Consider the following 20,428-nt stretch of genomic DNA (forward strand, 5'->3'; position numbering starts at 1 on the left):
TTTAAAACTTGGAATTTAAAAAATTATTTATTCTTCAGTTGCCGGAGCAGCAGTTTCAGTTGCTACAGGAGCTTCTTCAGTTGCAGCAGCTTCAGCAGTTTCTTTTTCAGAACCTCTATCAGAAAGTCCTTCGATAACCGCAGCAGTTACTAAAGATAAAATTTTATCGATTGATTTAGAAGCATCGTCGTTGGCCGGGATAACGTAATCTACTTCACGTGGATCAGAGTTAGTATCAACCATTGCGAAAACTGGAATGTTTAATTTTTGTGCTTCTTTTATTGCGATGTGCTCAGCTTTGATATCTACTACGAACAATGCAGCTGGAAGTCTTGACATATCAGCGATTGAACCTAAGTTTTTTTCTAATTTAGCACGAAGACGATCTACTTGTAAACGCTCTTTTTTAGATAGCGTGTTAAAAGTACCATCTTTCTTCATTTTATCAATAGAAGACATTTTTTTAACTGCTTTACGGATAGTAACAAAGTTTGTTAACATTCCACCAGGCCATCTTTCAGTGATGTAAGGCATGTTTGCAGCAGCTGCTTTTTCAGCAACGATGTCTTTTGCTTGTTTTTTGGTAGCAACAAATAATATTTTTCTACCTGATGCAGCAATTTTTTTCAAAGCTTCGTTAGCTTCTTCAATTTTAGCTGCAGTTTTATATAGGTTGATAATGTGAATACCATTACGCTCCATATAAATGTAAGGAGCCATGTTTGGATCCCATTTTCTAGTCATGTGTCCAAAGTGAACACCTGCTTCTAGTAATTCTTTTACTTCTACTTTGTTTGACATTTTTTGTACTAGTTTACGTTCTGTTGAGTAAGCAATGCATGAATGGCGGTTTCCCGGCTAAATGCATTTAGATGCTAAACTAATTTCTCACCTCAGTGAGACAACAACAACATTGTTTAAATTCAATAATAAATTCAATAAAGTCTTGCTCCTGTGAACAAGACAGGCAATATTAACGTTTAGAGAACTGGAATCTCTTACGAGCTTTCTTCTGACCGAATTTCTTACGTTCAACCATTCTTGGGTCTCTTGTTAATAAACCTTCTGGTTTTAAAACACCTCTGTTTTCAGCATTTACTTCACACATTGCGCGAGCGATTGCCATTCTTACAGCTTCTGCCTGACCAGTTACACCACCTCCGTAAACATTTACTTTTACGTCAAAGTTAGCTGCATTTTCTGTCATAGACATTGGTTGCATTACTTTGTACTGTAAAGTAGCTGTAGGGAAATAAGTTGCAAATTCTTTTTTGTTTACAGTGATTACTCCTGTTCCTTCTGAAACATAAACACGTGCAACAGCGGTTTTTCTTCTACCGATTTTGTGAATAACTCCCATTACTTAAGATCGTTTAGGTTAACAATTCTAGGTTTTTGAGCTCCTTGTTTGTGCTCAGCTCCTACAACAACATTTAAATTTCTGAAAAGTTCAGCTCCTAATTTATTTTTAGGTAACATTCCTTTTACTGCTTTTTCTACCAAAGCTGCAGGGTTTTTTGCTTGCAATACTTTAGCAGTTAAAGTTCTTTGTCCTCCTGGATAACCTGTGTGACGCATGTAAATTTTCTCGTCCATTTTGTTACCTGTAAGGTTGATTTTCTCTGCGTTGATAACAATTACGTTATCTCCACAGTCCACGTGTGGGGTATAGCTTGGCTTGTACTTTCCTCTTAAAATCATAGCGACTTTAGAAGCAAGACGTCCTAAGTTATGACCCTCTGCATCTACAACGATCCACTCTTTAGTAGAGTTTGCCTTTGTAGTTGAAATTGTCTTGTAGCTTAATGCGTTCACAATAAAAATTTTTTAATTAAACATTCCATCCCCAATAAAGGGGTTGCAAAAGTACAATTAATTATTTTAAAACCAAATACCTTAAATGAATAATTTTTTTTAGGTTTTGTGCTGATAATCAAATGAATATTTATTGTGCGTTATGCCGGTCGTTTTTTATAATTTCGGTTGCTGTTTTGGTTCTAAAATTATCTTACATTTGATTTGAAAAAGAATTTGATTATCTTGCAATCTTGCAATCGAAAGAAAAAGACACAATAGGATTTTTTTAATGTAAAGATGATATATTTTTTAGAATATAGATTCAGCAATCCATTATAAGACAATAATTCATTATGAAAGTTAAAGCAACACTGAAGCAAATTGCAAAAGAACTGAATGTTTCTGTTTCTACAGTTTCTAAAGCGCTGAATGATAGTCCGGAGATTAGTAATCAGACTAAGGTAAAGATTAAGGAGTATGCTAAACTCAAAAATTACAAACCTAATATTATTGGTTTGAATTTAAAAAACAGAAAAACAAAAACGATAGGGGTAATTATCCCTAATATTTTGAATTCTTTTTTTGCCAAAGTTTTTAGTGGAATCGAAAAGGTAGCCGATGCAAAAGGATATAACGTAATTACTTGTATTTCGAATGAATCCTTAGTCAAAGAAATCAATACTTTAGAGATGTTGAGTAATGGAACTACCGATGGCTTTATATTGTCCGTTTCACAGGAGGCTCAAAAACTTCAGGATTACTCTCATTTTATCGATATTATTAATGAAGGTACACCAATTGTGATGTTTGATCGCATTGCTGATGAAGTAGAGTGTGATAAAGTAGTGGTAGATGATTATGATTCGGCATTAAATGTTACCCAACGTTTAATTGATACCGGTTGTAAAAATATTGCATTGATTTCCTCGGTAGATGATTTAAGTGTTGGGAAATTAAGAACCGAAGGTTATTTGAAAGCCTTGGCTGATAATGGAATTGCAGTAAACGAAAATATTATTCTTCGCACTAATTCTGAAGATGATATGAAGAAAAAAATTGAAGCTGTTTTTGAAAATAATGCTATAGATGGTGTTTTTGCTTTAGACGAACGTGATTCGGTTGCAGCTTTGAAAGTAGCGATTAAAAAAGGTTATAAAATTCCGGAAGAGTTATCCATTATTGGTTTTGCTGATGGAATTTTGGCTTCCCGACGCTTGACACCAAGTTTAAGTACAGTAAGCCAACATGGAGTAGAGATTGGAGAAGTAGCTGCCAAATTACTCATTGAACGTTTGGAAGGTGATGAAGAAAATGAAGCACCTTATCAAACTGTTGTAATAAAAACGAATCTAAAAGAAAGAGAATCTTCCAGAACAAAAAAATCCATCCCGAAAACTTTCGGGACTAAGAAATAAGAAATGGATTTTTTGTTTAAAGTGTTGTTTGTTGCTGAAATCTAAAATTAATAACAATAAAGGGCTTTAATTCAGGTTGTATTTGAATTTAGGATTTTTATACTTTTTTAATTTTTCAAAAGAAACTAAAAAAGTTTCTTGACAAGCTCTCATTGCATGTGGAAAAGAGGGAGTGAATTCGATCCCTTTTTCGGTGTAAATCCATCCTTCAGCGTTCCACCATTTGTCTAAATCTGTCAAATCACAAGGTTCTTCTTCGTTGTCCTTAGGTTTTTGAAAATGTTGTTCAGCGTTTATAATTGCATATAGTTTTGGGGCAAAATAGGTCTGTCTGTATTTAACCCAATTGTTAAAACTACTTTCCTTTTCGGTGGTAACACTTTTGTCAAATGCGATTATATGATCTAGTTCGTAGTTTTGTCCGGTGTTTAAGTCGATTAAATATCCTCTAGTACTAGTGTCGGGATAAGCTCCACCACAGTAATAATCCGAAAAAACTTTAAATCCAAGTAAATCGTTATTTAAAAATGTAAAATCGGCTTCAAATGATATACCGCCTCCTGTGTTGTAGTTGTTATCATTTGAGCAGTCCAACTGCCATATAACATTTTTAATGTGAATTTTTTCTAAAACAGCATTGACTTTGTTTTTGCTGTTTTCGGAAAAATTATCTCCTAACCTAAAAAAAGGAACATTACAGTGTTTTTCAGAATACCAATCGATTGTTTTGTTCTTATAAAAAGTGGTTTTTTCTTTTTTGAATTCAAGGAATTTCAATTTTATGAGATCAAATTTTTCGTCTGTGTAATAAACATCTGTCAGAGTCGATTTGTAATTAGTAAAATCAATAGGAGACAGTTTCACGGGAAATGATTTTCCTTGAGCATTATTCCATGTTCCTTCAAAATTAGTATTAGCTACTTTTTTCAGGGTAAATTTTTCTCTAATTGTGTCGTTATGTTTCACTATAAAAACAAATTCCTTATTCTTAAATGAACCTTCCAACGGAATGTCTTTTAATGAATTTTGATAGAAATAAGTCGCATTAGGTTCGTCAGAAGAATCTAAAACATTTATTTGCATAAAGATTTTACTTTTTGCCAAAGTACCTTCTAAATAATAGGTCTGACTTTGACAAAATATCGATATGGTTTGAAATAAGAAAAAACACAGGATTATTTTCTTCATAAAATTATATATGCTAATTTTTACTGCCTTCTAAAATCTAAAATCTGCAATCTAAAATCCTAATGCGCTTCCAGCCAGTTTTTCCCCATTCCTAAATCGACAACTAATGGAACTTCTAATTTAAAAGCATTTTCCATTTCGTGTTGAATCATCGGTTGGATTCGTTCTAATTCGGAGTTGTGAACGTCAAACACAAGTTCGTCATGAACCTGCAATAACATTTTCGATTTCCAGTTTTCGGCGATTAATTTATTATGAATATTAATCATCGCAATTTTGATAATATCAGCTGCTGATCCCTGAATAGGGGCGTTCACTGCATTTCGCTCCGCACCACCTCGAACCACAGCATTTTGTGAATTAATATCTTTTAAATAACGACGGCGACCGGAAACTGTTTGCACATAACCATGATCTCTGGCAAAATCGATTTGCTCGCCGATATAGGATTTCAATCTTGGATACGATTTGTAATAAGCATCAATGAGTTCAGCACTTTCAGAGCGGGACAGATTGGTTTGATTCGAAAGCCCAAATGCCGAAACACCATAGATGATTCCGAAGTTTACCGTTTTAGCGTGACTACGTTGTTCACGGGTTACCTCTTCAAGTGGTACATTGAAAACCTTTGAAGCAGTCGATCTGTGAATGTCTTCATTGTTTTGGAAAGCTTTAATCATATTTTCTTCACCACTCAAAGCCGCAATCACGCGTAATTCTATTTGGGAATAATCGGCAGAAACCAGAGTGTAATCTTCGTCACGCGCAATAAAAGCTTTACGGATTAATCGTCCTCTCTCGGTACGGATAGGAATGTTTTGTAAGTTTGGATTATTCGAACTCAAACGTCCCGTTGCCGCAACAGTTTGCATATAATCGGTATGAACGCGACCAGTTTTGGTGTCAACCTGGTTTGGTAAAGCATCAATATAGGTACTTTGTAATTTTACCATTTGGCGCCATTCCAGAATATCACGCACAATTTCGTGTTCGTTAGCCAGATAACTCAGGACTTCTTCGCCAGTAGCATATTGTCCGGTTTTGGTTTTCTTTTGTTTGGCACCGCCTATTTTCATTTTGTCAAACAAAATATCCCCGAGTTGTTTTGGCGAAGCCAAATTGAATTTTTCTCCTGCAGTTTCGTATATTTTTTGTTCCAATGCGTTGCTTTCGGCAGCCATTTTGACCGACATGCTTTTTAAAAACTGAACGTCTAAGTTGATTCCTTCTGTTTCCATTGCTGCCAGAACAGGGATTAGCGGAATTTCAATCTCGTCAAATAGTTTTTGAGTAGCTGTTTTTTCTAATTCTCCTGCAAATAATTCTTTTAATTGAAAAGTTACATCGGCATCTTCAGCAGCATATTCTTTGATGTCTTCCAATGCTACTTCGCGCATCGATTTTTGATTTTTTCCTTTTTTACCAATTAAATCTTCAATGGATTTTGGCGAATATTTTAAATAGGTTTCCGATAAAATATCCATATTATGACGCATATCCGGATTAATCAGATAATGCGCAATCATGGTGTCGAATAATTTTCCGGCTACATGAATGCCGTAATTCGATAATATTTTTAAATCGTATTTGATATTTTGACCAATTTTTTCGATGGTTTCGTTTTCAAAAAAAGGAATAAATTTCTCTGCCAAAGCCCGTGCTTCTTCCTGATTTTCCGGAAAAGGAACATAAAATGCTTTTCCTTTTTCGTAAGCAAATGAAATACCTACTAGTTCAGCATGCAAAGCATCTAATCCGGTGGTTTCGGTATCAAAGCAAACAGAGGTTTGTTTCAGTAAATTTTGCAATAATAATTTAATGCCCAGATCGCCCTGAATAATCTGGTACGAATGGGGGGTGTTCTCTAAGGTGCTGTAAAATTGCAGGTGCGATACTTCGCTGTCATGAGTAGGCAGCGTGCTCGAAAAAAGATCAAATTGCTCTTCGTTCTTAGGTTGCGGTTTTTTGTATAATTTGGTTTCGTCAACTGCGGTTGCCTCATTTTGGGTCACCTGCGACGGACTTTTAAAAATAGCATCAAATTGTTCTGCCATTCTTCTAAACTCCAGTTCATGAAACAGAGCATCTGTTTTTTCTACGTCCGGAGTAGAGAGTTCATAATCTGTTTCGTTGAAAGCTACCGGGCAATCAATGCAGATGGTAGCTAGTTTTTTTGATAATAATCCTAACTCGGCATTGGCTTCAATTTTTGTTTTAATAGCGCCTTTAAGCTGGTGTGTATTCGCTAATAAATTTTCGAGTGAACCAAATTCAGCCAGGAATTTTTTAGCCGTTTTTTCACCTACACCCGGTAATCCGGGAATATTATCGGCAGAGTCGCCCATCATTCCCAGATAATCAATCACCTGTTCCGGTCTTTCTATTTCAAATTTTGCTAAAACTTCCGGAATTCCCCAAATCTCGATTCCGTTCCCCATACGGGCGGGTTTGTACATAAATATATTTTCGGAAACTAACTGGGCAAAATCTTTATCAGGAGTAACCATAAAGACTTTGTAGTTTTGTTTTTCAGCCTGCTTAGCAATCGTTCCGATCAAGTCATCGGCTTCATAACCCGCTTCTTCAATAATAGGAATATGCATGGCATTTAGTAAGGCCTGTATGTAAGGAATGGCTATTTTAATAGCTTCGGGAGTAGCATCACGGTGGGCTTTGTATTCCGGATAAAGTTCGTTACGCATATCACTGCCGCCTTTGTCAAAAGCTACCGCCAGATGATCCGGTTTTTCACGCTTAATGACATCCATTAACGAATTCATAAATCCCATAATGGCCGAGGTGTCCATGCCCTTAGAATTAATTCTTGGATTTTTAATAAAGGCATAATACCCTCTAAAAATTAAAGCATAGGCATCGAGTAGGAAAAGACGTTTTTGTGACATTGAATTGTAAATTGAATTTAAAATGTAAAAATATAGAATTCAATTTACTTTATGATTATTTCTAATTGCTTTGTTGAGATTGCTTTGTTGTAGGATAAATAATTTTTCTCAATCTTGTCATCCCGAAGAATGAGGGATTTTATTCAGTAATTCCGTAAAGATTGGGTAAAAGTGATAAATCAAATAATTTGTGTGTTAGCCGCGTTGCAAACGCTTCGTTTTGTTTTTACAAGAAAGTAGGCACTCGATGCACTCGAGCGCCAGATTTGGGTTGGTTTGTATAACTTGAAAAGATTGTCTCTTTTATATCCTGCAAGGTTTTTTTGTTGACCTTGTAGGTGTTTAAATTGAAAAACAAACTTATATCTACAAGGTTTTAGAAACCTTGCAGGATATAATAATTGTAATTTGTATTGGATTTTGTTTTTCAAAAAAATGACATTCGGTGCAATTGAGCGTTAAATTGAGGGATAGGTTCTTTATTCGTATGTTCTATATTAAACTTTAATTACTTTTAAGATAATGCTAACAACAAAAACTATCTGAGAAAAAATCATACCGAATAACGTTGTTACACATATATAAGTTAAGTATTGGTTGATTTTTATAGATTTTAAAATTTCTTCAAAATTTTTAGTCGGATTATTGTTGATTCTTTTTAGTAACAACCATATTAAAATTAGACCTCCAATGGTTAGAATAGTATGTGTATAGGTTATCCACTGGTTTAACTGTATTCCTTTTTTGTCTAAGCAGAAATAAATTAAGCCAAGAAGAAAATAAAATACAGCCAAGAGAATTCCTAAGTGTAAATTTAGAATAACAAAATAGGTGTCCCCAATATTGATATCAAAGGTGTTTTTCGGTTTGTAATATGAAAATGCAAGTATTAAAGGGATGATTAAAAAGAAAAAATGATGCGGTTTGTTAATAGCTAAATTCATTTTGAATGATATTTTTTCAAATATATTAAAATATTCTTACAAAATTAATTAATGGAATCAAATCGTTCTCTTTAGCCCTGATCGTAGCGGCATCCTTTTTATTTTGTCCTTCGATCCTTCGATGAACTCTGGACAGGCTAAGCTCAGGATGACAAAATAAAAAGATAGAGCGGAGAGCAGGAGAGAACGTAATTAAATACTTTATTATTCTGCTCCTAAAAATGCGGTATCAAGTTAAAGTTTGTTTAAGATTTTCTAAATTACGGGGAAGATGTTGTTATTTTGTGTAAAAATATATTCAAATGGGTTTTAGGTTGCTCTTTTTTGTGGTGTTTCTTTTTGTGATTGAACTCTACGCTTTTCAGGCTTTTAAGACAATTGTAAAGGATAAGTGGTTTCTGGTAGCTTATGGTGCTCTGAGTTTTGCTGTTTTAATTTATATCGTTTATGGGTTTTTTAGCTTTGACCGTTCGGTGGGGCAAACGCATCAAACAATGTTTCTAATGGGCTTAATGCTGGTGATTTATGTTCCAAAAATCGTTTTGGCAATTGTTTTATTAGGTGAAGATATTTTTAGAGTAGGAGCAAGTGTGGTTAATTATTGTATGTATAATTCGCCGCGGAGTGAAATAATGCCTGACAGACGCAGGTTTATAAGTCAGTTGGGTCTAGGTCTTGCCGCGATTCCGTTTTTGTCTTTACTGTATGGGGTGACAATTGGGAAATACAATTATAAGGTGATTAAACAGCGTATTTTTTTTCCTGATTTGCCTGATGCGTTTGATGGTTTTAAGATTACTCAAATTTCAGATGTGCATTCGGGGAGTTTTGACAACCCGGATAAAATTAATTATGCAATTGATCTGATTAATGAGCAGGATTCGGATATGATTTTGTTTACGGGTGATATTGTCAATACACATGCTAACGAAATGCATCCGTGGATTGAAACTTTTAAACGGATAAAAAAACACGAATACGGTAAATATTCTGTTTTGGGAAATCATGATTATGGGGAATATGTTACCTGGTCAAATGAAGCTGATAAAGTGCAAAATTTTAAAGAGATAAAAGATTTGTACGGGCAAATTGATTTTAAACTGATGTTAAACGAACATACTCTCATTGAAAAAGGGAATGATAAAATTGCCTTAGTAGGTGTTGAAAACTGGGGAAATAATTTTAAAAAAGCCGGTGATTTAAATAAAGCTTCGGAAGGTTTAGGGGAAAAGGATTTTAAAATCCTGATGAGTCATGATCCCAGTCATTGGGATTTTGAAGTAAAAGAACATACAAAGAATTTTCATTTGACTTTTTCGGGTCATACCCACGGAATGCAGTTTGGTATTGAAATTCCGGGTTATTTTAAATGGAGTTTAGCGCAATACGTTTATGCGCAATGGGCAGGTTTGTATGAACATTTAGGTCGTTATGTGTATGTAAACAGGGGATTTGGTTTCCATGCATATCCCGGAAGAGTGGGAATTATGCCAGAAATTACAGTTATCGAACTAAAAAAAGGGGATAAAGTAACATAATTCGTTAAAAATGCTACATTTGTAGATAAGAAATATTATTTTTTTCTTAGATTTAAAAAATTAATTCGTTGGTTTTATGTCAAAATTTGGAGAACTTATAAGTGCACACGTTCCTGTGTTAATTGATTTTTACACAGATTGGAATGAATCTTCGGTTTCTATGCACGATGTGATTAGAGATGTTGCGGCTGCTTTGGGTGATAAAGCAAAAGTAATAAAGATTGATGTGGATAAAAATCAAGAACTTGCCGAAGCATTACGAATTAAAGGATTGCCTACTTTGATGGTGTATAAGAACGGTCAGATGGTTTGGAGACAATCCGGAGAATTAGATGCAAATTCGCTAATAAGCATCGTTCAGGAGCAAATTTAGTTTTTTATTGTTTCGAAAGAAAAGTGATTTTCTACCAGGTATTCAAGTACTTTGGGCAATACATATTTTAGATTTTCGAAAGCTTTTATGCTGTCGTGAAATACGATAATACTTCCTGACCGGGTGTTGTTTACCACATTTTTCAGGCATTTTTCCTTAGTGATGCTTTGGTCAAAATCAGCACTAAGAACATCCCACATTATTATTTTATAGCCTTTTTGTCTGAGCTTTTTAGCCTGGGCTCTTTTTATTTTGCCGTAAGGCGGGCGGAAAAGTTGGTTGTCGGTTGTTTGTGGTTTGTTGTTGGAAAACTGATTACTAATTACTGAACACTGAACACTATTTTCTATGTATTCGTTAGTATTTGTTTTCCATCCGTTTAAATGGTTGAATGTGTGATTTCCTATTGCGTGTCCTTTTTCGATTACTTTTTTGAAGATTTCAGGATGTTGCTCTATGTTTTTTCCAATACAAAAAAAAGTAGCTTTGGCATTATATTGTTCTAATTGATTTAAAACCCATGCTGTTATTTCGGGTGTAGGACCGTCATCAAAAGTAAGGTAGATTTTATTTTCTTTATTAGGGATGTCCCAAACATAATTAGAAAATAGTTTTTTAATAAGACGATTTGTTTTAACCCAATAAGCTTTCATCTGTAAAAAAAGTTTAAAATTAAAGATAAAAAAAATGTAGCAATCTTGTGTTTGAAGATCGCTACATTTTTTTTTTAAGAAAATAGATTTTCTTTTATTCTTTATCTCTTCCGAAACGCTCGAAGATATCAATATAGGTGTTGAAAGTAGCCCGGTGTTTCTGGAAAAAAGCAGTATCGTTGTTTTTCTTCATTACTCCCAGCAGCGCTCTGTAGCGTTCAATGTCTGTAACAATATCGATAACAATATCAGACTGGTCTGCTGCGTTCATTTTGCTGTAGTAATTTAAGTTTTCTTTGTATTTACCTACTAATTTATTTAGAAGTTGCTGTGCTTTTTCTTTTTCACCTACCTGATAATATCCATTGGTAAAAGGTTCTAATAAGGAATAGTAGCCAAACTTGTCTACAGGCATTTTTTCCATGGCTAAATTAATTACTTTTTTAGCCTTGTCTATTTTACCTTCTTTAATCAGTTGATCCATTAATCGGGAAAGATTTGTTCTGTAAGTAATACTTTCACGGCGGGTTTCAGGGTCGTGATAAATATCACCATTACTGTTGCCCCAGTCCCATTGCATCACGATACTGTACATTTTATCAGCATCAATTTTCCCCATTTCCATAGGATTACCGTCTTTAGGGATAGTAGTTTTTACGGGAATCAGTTTGTAAACCATACCATCCAGTTGAAGGTAATCTTTCATCCAAAGATATTCTTCATCTTCAAAAGCTCCTCCGCTAAAATAGATTGGTCTTTTCCAATTGTTATTTGCAATAAGGTCGAGCATCATTAGTCTGTTTTTGTATAAGGCACTTCCCTGAATATCGATATCTATGTAAGGAACAATTGAGTCGTAATCTTTCTCAGATACCATTTTGTTTTTAATAATGGCATTTTTGTCCACAGGGATTCTAACCTGGTTAGTAGGGTAGAAATGAATGGTCTGACCGTTTTGCATGTCAACAGTTGATTTAGGATGTTTGATAAAATCCATAAATCCTTTTACGGTCCAGCGGCTTTTTATCTTTGGAATACTCACCACATAATCTAATTTATCTCCCACATATTGATCGTGTGTAAACGAAATAGGCAAAGGATCAGATTCATAAGTTTTAGTTTTCATCTGATCAATGTACCAATCGGTCATGAAAAGGCTGGTGTTTACAATTTTTACATCGGTTCTGATGCTTTCAATTTCTTGTGCATACCATAACGGGAAGGTATCATTGTCTCCAATAGTGAATAAAATGGCATCAGGATCACATGAATTTAAATAGGCTTTTGCCATTGCTAACGCAGTGTATTTCCCAGAACGATTGTGATCATCCCAGTTTTGCGAAGCCATTAAAACCGGTGCAGCTAATAAAGAAGCGGCTATAATTACAGGACCGGCAATTTTTGCGTTCAGGTATTTAGTAGCACTTTCGTATAACGAATAAACACCAAGTCCGATCCAGATAGCAAACACATAGAAAGAGCCTACTAAGGCATAATCTCTTTCTCTGGGTTCAAAAGGTCTTTCATTAAGGTAGATTTTTAATGCAATTCCGGTAAAAAGAAATAGTATCAACAGCACATAAAAACTTTTTAAGTCTTTCCCTGCATGATACATTAAACCGATAAGTCCCAGGATAAAAGGGATGAAATAATAAACATTACGGCCTTTGTTGTTTAAGGCATCCGTAGGTAGATTGTCTTGCGGACCTAAGTGGATTTCATCAATAAACTTAATTCCGCTTAACCAGTTTCCGTCCTGATTGTCATATCTCCCCTGATTGTCGCTCTGACGCCCAACAAAATTCCACATTAAGTATCTCCAATACATATAGCCAAATTGAAATTCAACCATGAAACTAAGATTGTCTGCTGTGGTAGGTTTTTCAATGATTAAATAATCACTGTAGCTTCTTAGGAATTTTACATAACCTTCATTATCAATTTGTTTCTGAGCATATGCTTTCCTGAATTCGCTAATGGTTTTTTCTACTTCATTTCTTAATTGTGCAGTAGCTCTATTGTAATCTTCTTCAGATAATTTGCTTGCGTCAATTCCGTAGCGGGCTAAATCATTTTCGTATGGATAATTAGGATTTATCTTGAATTGAGGCGGATTAGTAAAGTTGATATAGTTTTCAATATTGCCTGTGCTCCACATTCTTGGTAAGAACGCTTTTTGGGAATCATCGCTATTCTGTTCCGCATTTTTATAGTTGTTTACAATAACATACTTTCCGGTTTTGTAATCTCTCTCGTAGTTAGGTGCTTTATCGCGGTATGGATTATCAGGGTCTAAACCAACAAAGGTTTCCGTGTACTGAGGGCCATAAAACAAAGGGTTTGAGCCATACTGTTCTCTGTTGTAATAAGCCAGAACTTCTCGTGCGTCTGATGGTTTGTTTTCGTTAATAATAACATTGGCATTAGCACGAATAGGAAGCATCAGCCAGGTAGAAAAACCAATTAAAATAAATAAAATACAAAGAATAAGTGTGTTGTATGTTACTAAACCTTTGTCTTTAGTGAATTTTAGGCCAAAATAAAAAGCAGCGATTAGTGCTAATGCAGCTAAAATAGTTCCGGAGTTAAACGGCATTCCAAGGCTATTTACAGTGAAAACTTCTGCTTTTGCAAAAAATGCCATAGTTAAAGGAAGCAGTAATTTAAAAATAAATAATAAAACAGAGATCACAACCACATTGGCTATGATGAAGTTTTTGATTGTTATTGTTTTGTAGTTTTTAAAATAATATAAGAATCCAATAGCCGGAATGGTTAATAATGCCATAAAATGCACTCCAAATGAAAGTCCTGTTACTAGTGATATAATTAGTAGCCATTTATTTCCTCTTGGTTTATCCATATCCTGTTCCCAGCGTAATCCAAGCCAAAAAAGTAAGGCGATCAGTAAAGAGGCCATTGCATATACTTCGGCTTCAACAGCGTTGAACCAAAAACTATCCGAGAAAGTATAAGCTAAAGCACCTACAAAGGAACTTCCTAAAATTACAATGTCATTATTTTTATTGTATTCTTCAGAGCTGTTTATGATTTTTTTCAAAATCATAGTGGATGACCAAAACATAAAAAGGATTGTAAAAGCGCTCGAAAAAACAGAAGTCATATTCACCATTAAAGCAACATGTTGAGGACTTGCGGCAAACATGGCAAAAAAAGCACCAATCATTTGAAATAAAGGGGCTCCCGGCGGATGACCAACTTCCAGTTTTGCTGCTGTGGCAATATATTCTCCACAATCCCAAAAGCTCATTGTGGGCTCAACAGTAAGAGAATAGGTTATTAATGCGATTCCAAATGCAAGCCATCCGATGATGGTATTCCATTTTTTGAAATTGAAAGACTCCTTATTCATGTAATAAAATTTAGTTAATTTTTCGAGTTACAAAGAAAATGTTTTTTTATTTAAGGATACTGCCATTAACAAAATTTTCTATAAAACTAATCTGGTTTTTAACTGCCTGATTATAAAAGAGTTTTTATTTTTTTTATTTTTTTTAGAAAAAAAAGTCAAAAAAAATTTGTGTAAACTGAAAAAGCTTGTAAATTTGCACTCGCAATAAAGCACTGCTGGTCTATGGTGTAATGGTAACACAACTGTTTTTGGTGCAGTCTTTCTAGGTTCGAGTCCTAGTAGACCAACATAAAAAGCCTCTCATTCGAGAGGCTTTTTTATTTTTAGTTTATGCGTTGTTATATTTTAAATATGATAAGTGGTTTAGAGGCGTGATTGGCCAGATCTTCGCTAATGCTTCCGGTGAAAAAATGGGAAAGACCTGTTCTTCCATGGGTGCAGAAGCTAATTAAATCAGCATTGATTTCCTTGGAAAAATGAATGATACCTTTCTCGATGTTGCTGTCATTGTAAATGTTTGTTGAGAAGTTTTTAATTGCAAATTCACTGGTAAATTCATTCATTATTTTATTTGCGACAGCGGTTGTTTTAAAGCTGTTTGGGGTGCAGATGGTCACCAGATTTAATTTGGCGTCAAATAAATTGACAAAATCAAGTATTTTTGTAAACGGTTTTTTGATTTCTTCAGTAAAATCAGAAGCAAAGACAATGTTTTTTGGGTTAAAAACCGGAATTTCTTCTTTGATAACTATAACCGGTGCTGAGGATCTGCGAACTACTTTTTCGGTATTGGAGCCTATGATTATTTCTTCAATTCCTGAAACTCCGTTAGAACCCATTACTACAAGGTCTATATTGTTTTCGTCTATGTAAGAGAGGATTCCTGTGGATGCTTTTTCCATTTTGATGGAATCGATGATGGTGAGTTCTTTAAGGTAGTCTTTTTCTTTTGTAAAGCGCAGTGTTTCTTTTGCTTTTTGGATAAAAAACATGATATCAGGTATTGGTGTGGCGCCTGTAATCGCATCATTCATCTGGCTGGGAATTTCCATTATGTGTAGTAGATGAATTTCATAATTGTTATTTTGGGCTAGTTGTGCAGCTAGTTTCAGGGCGTTTTCAGCTTGAATTGAAAAATCTGTAGGGACTAATATTTTCTTCATGATTATGATTGGGTTTGTATTTGTAGTTTTTTTTATTGAAATAAAGGTAAGGAATAATTTTACAGCAGTCAATTATTTTTGGTTTATAAAAATAAACACTATATTTGTGCCGTTATTTATTAAAATCTAGATAATGAGGGGACTAAATGTCCCCTCTTTTTATAAAAAATATGACATTTAAAGAAAAAGTAAATACATTATTGCAGGAAGCTCTTGAAGAGCGTTCTTCGCTTTTTTTGATTGACCTGACTATTACCGATGCGTTTAAGGTAATTATAACTTTGGATGATGATAACGGAGTGGTTTTGCAGGATTGTATCGATATTAGTCGTGCTATAGAGAGTAATCTTGACAGAGAAGAGCAGGATTTTTCGCTTGAAGTAGCTTCAGTAGGGGTGGGATCGCCACTAAAATTAGTTCGTCAGTATAAAAAAAATATTGGTAGAACACTGATAGTGACTACAAATGAAGAAAAAATCGAAGCAGAATTGATTGATGCTAATGAAGATTTTATAATTTTGTCTTGGAAAGCAAGAGAGCCTAAAAAAATAGGAAAAGGAAAAGAAACAGTACAGAAAGAACAACAGATACCTTATACAGAAATTAAAGAGGCGGTTGTTACAGTAACATTTTAATTTAAAGAATTCGCATGGAAAATTTAGCATTAATCGATTCATTTTCAGAGTTTAAAGATGATAAACTTATTGATCGTGTAACGCTTATGGCAATTTTAGAAGATGTATTTAGAAATGCATTGAAGAAAAAATACGGTTCAGATGATAATTTCGATATCATTATCAATCCTGATAAGGGAGATATGGAAATTTGGAGAAGAAGGGTAATCGTTGCTGACGAAGATTTAGATTTTGAAAATGAAGAGATTACTTTAACAGAAGCCAGAAAAATTGAAGCAGATTTTGAAATTGGTGAAGAGGTTTCTGAAGAAGTAAAATTAATTGATTTAGGAAGAAGAGCTATTTTGGCTTTGCGTCAGAATTTGATATCAAAAATACATGAGCATGATAATACGAATCTTTACAAGCAATTTAAAGATTTAATAGGTGATATTTATACTGCCGAAGTACATCATGTGAGACCAAGAGTAGTTATTCTGGTAGATGATGAAGGAAACGAAATTGTACTTCCAAAAGAAAAACAAATTCCATCTGATTTCTTCCGTAAAGGAGATAATGTACGTGGTATTATTGAAAGTGTTGAGCTAAAAGGAAATAAACCTCAGATTATTATGTCCAGAACTTCAGAGAAGTTTTTGGAAAAATTGTTTGAACAGGAAATTCCGGAAGTATTTGACGGTTTAATAATGATTAAAAAAGTAGTAAGAATTCCGGGTGAAAAAGCTAAAGTAGCCGTAGACTCTTATGATGACAGAATTGATCCGGTAGGAGCTTGTGTGGGAATGAAAGGTTCCCGTATCCACGGAATTGTTCGTGAATTAGGAAATGAAAATATTGATGTTATTAATTATACCAGTAACATTCAATTGTTTATAACAAGAGCATTAAGCCCGGCTAAGGTTTCTTCGATTAAAATTAATGAAGAAGCAAAGCGTGCTGATGTATTCTTAAAATTAGAAGAAGTTTCAAAAGCAATTGGTAGAGGCGGTCATAACATTAAATTAGCGGGTTTATTAACCGGTTATGAGTTAGATGTTATCAGAGAAGGTGATATCGCAGGCGCTACTGCTGATGAGGATGATGTTGAATTAACAGAATTCTCAGATGAAATTGAAGAATGGATTATAGAGGAATTTGCAAAAATTGGTTTAGATACTGCAAAAAGTATTTTGAAGCATGATGTAGAAGACTTAGTAAGAAGAACAGATTTAGAAGAAGAAACAATTCTGGATGTAATGAAAATATTGAAAGAAGAGTTTGATAGTTAGTTCTATGCTTCTAACAACACAACAAAATAGGTAATAATAAAAAGGTTATATGTCTGAAGAGAGAGTAATAAGAATAAACAAAGTTTTAAGGGAATTGAATATTTCTTTGGAAAGAGCTGTGGATTATCTTAAAGATAAAGGGATTGCAATAGAATCCAATCCGAACACAAAAATTTCCAACGATGTATACGATGTCTTGTGCGGTCAGTTTGCGGGTGACAGAGGGAAAAAAGAAGCTTCTAAGGAAGTAGGTGAAGAAAAAAGAAAAGAAAAAGAGGCTTTACGTATTGAACGCGACAGAGAAGCGGAAGATAAGCGTAAGCAAGAAGAAGAATTACAAAGACAACAACAGGAAGTAATTAAAGCAAGAGCTGTAATTTCAGGACCTGTTCAGGTTGGAAAAATTGATTTAAATCCTTCTAAACCTACACCTCCGTCTGTTCCGGCAGAAGAAAAAGTTGTTTCTCCAAAGCCTGAAGCTACAGAAGAAAAACCGGCTGCTAAAACTGTTTCTCAAGAGAAATCGGAATCAGATAAAAAAGAAGAAAAACCTGTTGTTGCGGAAACGAACAAGCCAGTAACTGAAGATAAATCCCCTAAGAAAGAAGAGGTAGTATCGGCTTCAAAATCTAAAGAAAATGAAGAGGTTAAGGCGGTTAAAGAAACAGCTAAAACTGATGAAGCGCCAGCTGAAGATGCTATAGCTACGCAATATCAAAAACTTTCAGGAGCTAAGCTGACAGGGCAAACTATTGATTTGTCGCAGTTCAATAAGCCTAAAAAGAAAAAAGAAGATCCTAAAATTACTCCTAATAAACCAGGCGCTCCTGGAGCTGCCGGAGTTAATGCTAATAAAAATAAGCGTAAAAGAATTGCTCCTAAACCAGGCACGTCTAATACGCCAGGTACATCCAGACCTCCTGGAACTCCTAATCCGAATAAAATTACACCTAATACAACTGGTGGAGGATTTAATGCAAACAGAGGTGCAAGACCTGGATTTGTAAAAGGAAATCGTCCTGCTATTGTGGCTAAAGTAGAACCAACAGAAGAGGAAGTTAAAAATCAAATTAGAGAAACTTTAGAAAAACTTCAGGGTAAAAAAGGAGGGAAATCTAAAGCTGCTAAATACAGAAGAGATAAAAGAGATACACACCGTCAAAAATCTGATGATGAGCAAAGAGCTTTAGACGAAGAAAGTAAGACTATTAAGGTTACGGAATTCGTTACTGTAGGTGAAATTGCTATCATGATGGATGTGCCAATTAACAAAGTAATTGGAACCTGTATGTCTCTTGGTATCATGGTGACACAAAATCAACGTCTGGATGCGGAAACGCTAACAATTGTTGCAGACGAGTTTGGTTATGATGTAGAGTTTATCACTGTAGATATTGAAGAAGCTATCGAGGTAGTTGAAGATAAAGAAGAAGACTTAGTAACCAGAGCGCCTATTGTTACCGTAATGGGACACGTAGATCACGGTAAAACCTCTTTATTGGATTATATTCGTAAAGAAAATGTTATCGCTGGTGAGTCTGGAGGTATTACACAACATATTGGTGCTTATGGAGTAACTTTAGATAATGGTCAAAAAATTGCATTCTTAGATACTCCGGGTCACGAGGCGTTTACCGCAATGCGTGCGCGTGGTGCTCAAGTAACCGATATTGCTATTATTGTAATTGCTGCCGATGATGATATCATGCCACAGACAAAAGAGGCAATTTCTCATGCTCAGGCTGCAGGTGTGCCAATTATATTTGCTATCAATAAGGTGGATAAGCCAAATGCGAATCCGGAAAAAATTAAAGAGCGTCTAGCTGGTATGAATTTGTTAGTAGAAGATTGGGGTGGAAAAATCCAATCGCATGATATCTCTGCTAAAAAAGGTACCGGTGTAAAAGAGCTTTTGGAAAAAGTATTGTTAGAAGCTGAAATATTAGATTTGAAATCTAATCCAAATAAATTAGCTCAAGGTACTGTAGTGGAAGCATTCTTAGATAAAGGAAAAGGATATGTATCTACTATTTTAGTACAACATGGAACATTAAAAATTGGAGATTACTTACTAGCAGGTAAACATCATGGTAAAGTTAAGGCTATGCATGATGAGCGTGGTAATGTTGTTACTGTTGCAGGGCCTTCAACGCCGGTATCTATATTAGGTCTGGATGGTGCAGCTACTGCAGGAGATAAATTCAATGTATTTGAAGACGAAAAAGAAGCAAAACAAATTGCAGCTAAACGTTCTCAATTAATGCGTGAGCAATCCGTACGTACACAACGTCACATTACATTAGATGAAATTGGTCGTCGTATTGCATTAGGTCAGTTTAAAGAATTGAACGTTATCCTTAAGGGAGATGTGGATGGTTCTGTAGAAGCATTATCTGATTCGTTCTCTAAATTGTCTACTGAAGAGATTCAAATTAATATCATTCATAAAGGAGTTGGAGCAATTACGGAGACTGACGTTATGTTGGCTTCTGCTTCTGATGCAATCATTATCGGATTTAACGTTCGTCCTGCCGGAAATGCAAGACAATTGGCTGATAAGGAAGAAATCGATATCCGTTACTACTCTATTATCTATGCGGCAATTGATGATCTGAAAGATGCAATGGAAGGAATGCTTGCTCCTGAAATGAAAGAGGAAGTATTAGGAACTGCTGAAATCAGAGAGCTGTTCAAAATTTCTAAAGTGGGTACAATTGCAGGATGTATGGTTATGGATGGTAAGATTACCAGAAATGCTAAAATCAGAATCATTAGAGAAGGTGTCGTTGTTCATGAAGGTGAGCTAATAGCATTGAAGCGTTTCAAAGATGATGTAAAAGAAGTAACTAAGGGGTATGACTGTGGTATCCAGATTAAAGGATACAATGACATTGAAGAGAGAGATGTTATTGAAGCTTATCATGAAGTTGCTATCAAAAAGAAACTGAAATAATATTTCAATTATAGTTTATCAACAAAAATCCCGACGAATCGGGATTTTTTTTTGTTTTTACATTACAATTAATTCGTCAGATAATATAATGTTTGGCTGTAAAGATTTCAGTACTGCATTTCAATAAAACGGAATATAAAATTGTTGCAAAAGAGTAGTTGAAGAGAAGTGGTTTGCAGAGAATTTGCGGAATAATTTGTTGAAGAGATTGACCAATCGTTTTCA

General features: G+C 34.8%; 15 protein-coding genes and 1 tRNA gene. 7 read left to right on the forward strand and 9 right to left on the reverse strand.

What is annotated here, in order from left to right:
• Nucleotides 1–27: 27 nt before the first annotated feature.
• From rpsB to rplM, 3 genes are all read right to left on the reverse strand, one after another.
• Entirely contained in the window at nt 28–801 is a 774-nt protein-coding gene (gene rpsB / locus ACSV4D_RS00415; RefSeq protein WP_439226731.1) for a 30S ribosomal protein S2, read from the reverse strand.
• 172 nt (nt 802–973) lie between these two features.
• The gene (gene rpsI, locus ACSV4D_RS00420; protein ID WP_408080857.1) at nt 974–1,360 is read right to left on the reverse strand and encodes a 30S ribosomal protein S9; all 387 of its coding nucleotides are present in this window, start codon (nt 1,358–1,360) and stop codon (nt 974–976) included.
• Entirely contained in the window at nt 1,360–1,815 is a 456-nt protein-coding gene (gene rplM / locus ACSV4D_RS00425) for a 50S ribosomal protein L13 (RefSeq protein ID WP_439226732.1), read from the reverse strand. The genes rpsI and rplM overlap by 1 nt, the downstream gene beginning before the upstream one ends.
• Nucleotides 1,816–2,150: 335 nt before the next feature.
• On the opposite strand from rplM, the gene ACSV4D_RS00430 reads away from it, so the two are divergent.
• Nucleotides 2,151–3,212, forward strand: a complete 1,062-nt coding sequence (locus tag ACSV4D_RS00430; protein ID WP_408080858.1) for a LacI family DNA-binding transcriptional regulator — start codon at nt 2,151–2,153, stop codon at nt 3,210–3,212.
• A 66-nt stretch (nt 3,213–3,278) separates the two neighbouring features.
• Here the strand turns inward: ACSV4D_RS00430 and ACSV4D_RS00435 are convergent, their stop codons facing one another.
• From ACSV4D_RS00435 to ACSV4D_RS00445, 3 genes are all read right to left on the reverse strand, one after another.
• Nucleotides 3,279–4,295, reverse strand: a complete 1,017-nt coding sequence (locus ACSV4D_RS00435) for a hypothetical protein (protein ID WP_439226733.1) — start codon at nt 4,293–4,295, stop codon at nt 3,279–3,281.
• Nucleotides 4,296–4,459: 164 nt separating this feature from the next.
• A complete protein-coding gene (gene polA, locus ACSV4D_RS00440; protein WP_408080860.1) occupies nt 4,460–7,303 on the reverse strand; it encodes a DNA polymerase I in 2,844 nt (947 codons plus the stop codon).
• Between the two features lie 497 nt (nt 7,304–7,800).
• Nucleotides 7,801–8,247, reverse strand: a complete 447-nt coding sequence (locus tag ACSV4D_RS00445; protein ID WP_408080861.1) for a hypothetical protein — start codon at nt 8,245–8,247, stop codon at nt 7,801–7,803.
• A 302-nt stretch (nt 8,248–8,549) separates the two neighbouring features.
• On the opposite strand from ACSV4D_RS00445, the gene ACSV4D_RS00450 reads away from it, so the two are divergent.
• On the forward strand, nt 8,550–9,785 hold the full coding sequence (locus tag ACSV4D_RS00450) for a metallophosphoesterase (protein ID WP_408080862.1): 1,236 nt from the start codon (nt 8,550–8,552) through the stop codon (nt 9,783–9,785).
• 76 nt (nt 9,786–9,861) lie between these two features.
• Nucleotides 9,862–10,158 carry a thioredoxin family protein gene (locus ACSV4D_RS00455; protein ID WP_073241610.1) on the forward strand — a complete coding sequence of 99 codons (297 nt, stop codon included), beginning with the start codon at nt 9,862–9,864 and terminating at the stop codon, nt 10,156–10,158.
• On the opposite strand, the gene ACSV4D_RS00460 is transcribed toward ACSV4D_RS00455, so the two are convergent.
• Both ACSV4D_RS00460 and ACSV4D_RS00465 read right to left on the reverse strand, forming a co-directional pair.
• Nucleotides 10,155–10,811, reverse strand: a complete 657-nt coding sequence (locus ACSV4D_RS00460; protein WP_439226734.1) for a polysaccharide deacetylase family protein — start codon at nt 10,809–10,811, stop codon at nt 10,155–10,157. The two genes, ACSV4D_RS00455 and ACSV4D_RS00460, sit on opposite strands and share 4 nt — an antisense overlap.
• 94 nt (nt 10,812–10,905) lie before the next feature.
• A complete protein-coding gene (locus ACSV4D_RS00465; protein ID WP_439226735.1) occupies nt 10,906–14,184 on the reverse strand; it encodes a glycosyltransferase family 117 protein in 3,279 nt (1,092 codons plus the stop codon).
• A gap of 216 nt (nt 14,185–14,400) precedes the next feature.
• Between ACSV4D_RS00465 and ACSV4D_RS00470 the strand changes: the two genes are divergently transcribed.
• A tRNA-Gln gene (locus tag ACSV4D_RS00470) sits at nt 14,401–14,471 on the forward strand.
• Nucleotides 14,472–14,522: 51 nt separating this feature from the next.
• Here the strand turns inward: ACSV4D_RS00470 and ACSV4D_RS00475 are convergent.
• Entirely contained in the window at nt 14,523–15,347 is an 825-nt protein-coding gene (locus ACSV4D_RS00475; protein ID WP_439226736.1) for a universal stress protein, read from the reverse strand.
• Between the two features lie 170 nt (nt 15,348–15,517).
• Here ACSV4D_RS00475 and rimP point away from each other — a divergent pair, with 170 nt between their 5' ends.
• From rimP to infB, 3 genes are read left to right on the forward strand one after another with little or no spacing between them, the layout of a single operon-like run.
• Complete coding sequence (rimP, locus tag ACSV4D_RS00480) at nt 15,518–15,982, forward strand: ribosome assembly cofactor RimP (protein WP_439226737.1); 465 nt, start codon at nt 15,518–15,520, stop codon at nt 15,980–15,982.
• A gap of 14 nt (nt 15,983–15,996) precedes the next feature.
• Nucleotides 15,997–17,250, forward strand: a complete 1,254-nt coding sequence (gene nusA / locus ACSV4D_RS00485) for a transcription termination factor NusA (protein WP_073241599.1) — start codon at nt 15,997–15,999, stop codon at nt 17,248–17,250.
• A 49-nt stretch (nt 17,251–17,299) separates the two neighbouring features.
• Complete coding sequence (gene infB / locus ACSV4D_RS00490; RefSeq protein ID WP_439226738.1) at nt 17,300–20,203, forward strand: translation initiation factor IF-2; 2,904 nt, start codon at nt 17,300–17,302, stop codon at nt 20,201–20,203.
• Nucleotides 20,204–20,428: the final 225 nt, after the last annotated feature.

This window comes from Flavobacterium sp. ARAG 55.4, assembly GCF_051846875.1.
In the GTDB taxonomy this organism is placed as follows: Bacteria; Bacteroidota; Bacteroidia; order Flavobacteriales; family Flavobacteriaceae; genus Flavobacterium; species Flavobacterium plantiphilum.